Source organism: Methylomonas lenta (genome assembly GCF_001644015.1).
Lineage (GTDB): Bacteria > Pseudomonadota > Gammaproteobacteria > Methylococcales > Methylomonadaceae > Methylomonas > Methylomonas lenta.
In genome coordinates this window covers 1-4,414 of sequence record NZ_LUUI01000129.1, presented here as the reverse complement: position 1 = coordinate 4,414, position 4,414 = coordinate 1, and the positions used below count along the sequence as shown (strand labels likewise).

General features: G+C 41.3%; 3 protein-coding genes. All 3 read right to left on the bottom strand.

What is annotated here, in order from left to right; all coding sequences use genetic code 11:
* Positions 1-943: 943 nt before the first annotated feature.
* Entirely contained in the window at positions 944-1,402 is a 459-nt protein-coding gene (locus tag A1359_RS15955) for a hypothetical protein (RefSeq protein WP_066985332.1), read from the bottom strand.
* Positions 1,403-2,011: 609 nt separating this feature from the next.
* Positions 2,012-4,006, bottom strand: coding sequence for an AAA-like domain-containing protein (locus tag A1359_RS15950; RefSeq protein WP_066985329.1), 1,995 nt, complete (start codon positions 4,004-4,006; stop codon positions 2,012-2,014).
* A gap of 131 nt (positions 4,007-4,137) precedes the next feature.
* On the bottom strand, positions 4,138-4,414 hold a 277-nt coding region (locus A1359_RS23265), incomplete at its 5' end, for a hypothetical protein (RefSeq protein ID WP_232322285.1).

Sequence of the window (4,414 nt, the reverse complement as noted above, 5' to 3'; positions counted from 1 at the left end):
ACTGTAATCTCTTAACTCAATTCGTCATAAATCTTACTAAGGAATGCGCATGAAACAAGTTCGTCAGTTGTGGGTGCGAATTTATTCGCACTGTACGGATAAATCCGCACCTAGTGTGCCCTGCATGGGCTAAAACTTGTTATCTGAAAGGAGATAACCGGAAGTAGTAACGACAACCGTAGCGAAACGAAAGGGGGCCTCTGACCCGATAGATTTAAAGTTTACCGGAAACGCTTTCGATTATTCCGGCCTACATGGCTTTTTTGTATCGCTATCGCGAGGAATGTTTTAAAGTCGGTTCGCGGACCGGCGGGCGAGGTACTTTCGCTACGAAAACCATCCTTGGTTTTCGCCCTTTGGGCCAGCCTATCGGCTGTTCAAATTCTCTCCTGGCGAATTTGTGCGTTGCCTCGGCAATTGCTCCATGCATTGCTCTACCTCCTGCATCCCTGCAGTCGAAAAGAAAGTATCCAAAGAAAAGACACCCGGATGCCGCTTGACTCACTCGGCACATCCATGTGCCTCGCACTACGGGTGCGGCGCAAGCAAATCGGCTATCCTGCCGATTTGTCCTGCGCTCCGAAGGCTTTGAACGGGGTTTTCCGAAGGGGCATCCCAGCCCCTACGAAAAACGCGATGCATCCCTGCATCGCCCCGATGGGCTGATCCGATCAAACCCTCCGGTGCTCGGCGCGGCATAACGGGATAAAACCCCGCTGCGAAATTTAAAACCGTCTAATATCTACGAAAGTTTTTGAGGAGCATTAGTTCGTATGCCAGAATAAGCCGATAGGTGTTTCTGGAGATTTAAAATTTGCCGGAAACGCTTTCGCTTATTCCGGCCTAAATGGCTGGTATCAGTAATTGCATCGTTCGCGATTGATGCGCTTCACTTTGTTCAGCACATCCTACGAGCTGTCAGATCAGGTCTGAGCTAGTACAATTAAACCAAGGCTGAAGTAGCTAATTCGATTTCCTTTTGTACTCTGGCCAACTCCGCTCTAGCCGCATGTATCTGATTATCCAATCTAATCAGATCAACCTTGGCGGCACGCGCATCATCACTATTTATGGCCTGGGAGTTGGGCTGTAGTTTTGCTAATGTCTCTTCAAGCTCCTGTTGTTTAACATGGTAATCGGCGCACTTTCTATGTAGATCGAGTTCAATTTCTTTTGCGTCATCCAGCAAATTTGAGTAATAGTCTTTATATGAGCGTGCTTGGTGTAATTTCTGTTTTAATGCTCTGATTTCTTCCGTTAAGGCGGTCTCGCGACTAGCAGCGTCTGAAATTACCTGTTCCAACTTACGACTTTCAGCTAACCAGACTTCTTTTGCTTGGGCGACCTTGGACGCTATCAGTCTCTCAATCTCTTGCTCATGTTTCTGCAATAGTGTTTTCATGCTAGATTCATCGAATGGTAATGTTTTTAAAATATTGCTTGTTTCGCCACTAGCTTTATATCACTTACCCGTCATGTCGGCAAAAGTCGCGATTGATGCGCTTCACAATGTTCAGTTCAGTATGTTTACCGGGTTAGGCTTAAGAATTTCAGGTTTGGTGTTGTTTTCGCGAGGAATGTTTTAAAGTCGGTTCGCGGACCGACAGCCGAGGTACTTTTCTTTGCTCCGCCAAAGAAAAGTACCCAAAAGAAAGGCGGCCCGGATGCCGCTTGACTCACTCGGCACATCCATGTGCCTCGCCCTACGGGTGCGGTGCATGCAAATCGGCTATCCTGCCGATTTGTCCTGCGCTCCGAAGGATTTGAGCGGGGTTTTCCGAAGAGGCATCCCCAGCCCCTACGAAAAACCTTCCGGTGCTCGGCGCGGCATAACGGGAGAAAACCCGCCACGAAATTCGGAAAAGTTAAATATTTGTGAAAGTTTTTGAAGGAAGTTAGAGAGTAGGTCAGAGTGCGCGATAGCGTTCCCTGACAAATTTGAGCTTGTAACTTCGAATTGTCACGTAACCGCTATCGCAGCAACGTGAACTACTAACAAGTCTAAAATTTGTCAAATTGCATCTTTCAAGTCTTCTTCTATTGCTGACATGCATAATCTAAAATATTTAAATTGATCTTCTGTAATGGTTTTTGCGTGAGCGTCTGCTCTAGATTTGTTTATGAATTCTAGCTGGTCAAATATTTCGCGCTTTGTTTTATTGAACGTATTTTTAAAAACATCCCAATTTTTTGAAATGATCTTCGAAAGATCTGAAAAATATATTTCACTAATTGAAGCATCAAAAAGATCATTATAAGAGTGTGCATTAAGCTTTTCTTTTCTTGGGCTGCCGAATATATTTAATATTTCATTCTTCGCGCTAGCCCCTTTATTTGCCTGCATCAGTAGCTTGATAAGCTTCCTTAGCTTGAGTTCTACAGCATTCCGTCGCTCTGAAATTTCTGCCCACATTTCCTCTTGTGATATACAGATTTTTTTATATTTTGACTGATTTAAAATGTAGTTTCTAACTGCTTCTATATTGAACTCATAACCAAAATGGTCTTTTTTAATAAGGCCATAACCTAAAAGATGCGAAGTGTATGATTTATGTAGTTCGGCGAATTCGTTAAATGTGCTCTTGTCATCGTTGGCAAGCATAATTAACATCTCATATTCGTCAGAGTAAAAATCCTTTAGAACGCTAATTATCATCTCTAAATAATTTGAATGATTTAATATAAATTCATCCTTCCCTTGTTTATAAGAGCTTTTTCCGAGATCAACGGGTCTATCTTGTTCAACAACCTTTTTTGATATTAAACTACATACGTGTCTCATTAAAAATGGATGGCCGCCAAAGTCTTCTGTTAGTTTTGAATAAATAGACTCGTCAAATTTTAAACCCATCCTTCTGCCAAGTTTTCTTGTCATCTCTCTGGTATCTTTTACTTCAAAACCAGGAATATATAACGGATTAAAGTGATTAAATATTGGGTTGTCGACGTTGTCAATTTTTGGAGTTTCTGTGCACGAAGGATTTGTGCCTACAATCAAATAAGACAATAAACTATTGTTTCTTTGGAAAATTGATCTAAGAGTTTGCCAAAATAACGCAAAATCAATGCCTTTTTGCCAATGATCTGCGGGGGATGTATTTCTAGATATGTTTTCTATTTCGTCAAATATAAAGAATATAGTAGTCGAAGAATCTCTTTTACAGAGTTTGAGGAAACTCTCCATTTCGATTGAAGCATTTTTCTCAGTAAACGCGCTTTCGCTTGGCAATTCAGCCTGGCAATCTAGCACCTCTTTAGCCTTCAGACACACATAGTATATAGCTTCATTCCATCTGCGCTGATTGAAAGAAGTGTCTTGACAGTCAATTATAACTGTCCTTATCCCTTCTTTCTGTAAGTTGCGTTCAATTCCATTGATTAGAGATGTTTTTCCTGTTTTTCTAAGGCCGAAAATTCCAGAATTTTCTCCGCTTTTAAATCTATTTATAAGTTCTTGTATAAGATCATTTCTTCCAAAAAAATAAATATCCTTTTTTAAAGGAGCCTCAAACGCAAACAGGTCACGAGTGTAAAAATATCGTCTAAATCTATTTCTAAAAAAGTAAGAGTCACAGGGGTTTTGCAGTTCATCGTAAGAAAACGGAATTATGATTTGTGATTCTGGTTCATTTTTGATTAAGCTTTCCAGTGATCTTTCAACATTTTTGTCGCCACTTATTAAAACATTGCAAATCCGCTCAATTCTGAGAGATGAATGTTTTTTTGCAACAAACTCAAAAACATCTAACGTTCTTGCTTGAAGAGTAGGGTAGGGGCTAAAAATAACAATAATTTCCCTATCCAAATTAAACATATCTCGATAAATTTCAGTCGGGGTAATTATTGCGTATTTATATTCGCTATTAATGCCAAGGTGAATTTTTTCGCCTCCATTTGTTACATAAAACTCCTTTGATAAAACATCAATAGCTTTTAATTCTGCTGTATTAAAATGAGAACTTGCAAGAAGAGGATGTTTGCCTGGGTATGCTTTTTTATCAGTCATATTTTTATTCCTTATTTTATCGGTTTTATCTGTTACACTTTCATGCTAGAGGTTTTTCAAGCTATTGAATTGCGAAGTGTTTTTCCCGTTATGCCACGCCGAGCACCGGAGGGTTTGAGCGGATTTGCCCGTTAGGGGCGATGCAGGGATGCATCGCGTTTTTTGTAGGGGCTGGGATGCCCCTTCGGAAAACCCCGTTCAAAGCCTTTGGGGCGCAGGATAAAAGCGGCATCCGGGTGTCTTTTCTTTTGGTTTCTTTTCTTTGGACAAGCAAAGAAAAGAAACCCGCCCGCTGGTGCGGGAACCGGCATTAAATTAAACCGTCGCGATAGCGACACAATACTGAAAGTTTTGTTACCGCTGGCGCGGTTAGACTGCGTTCCCACGCAGCGCGTCACTGCCATTAAG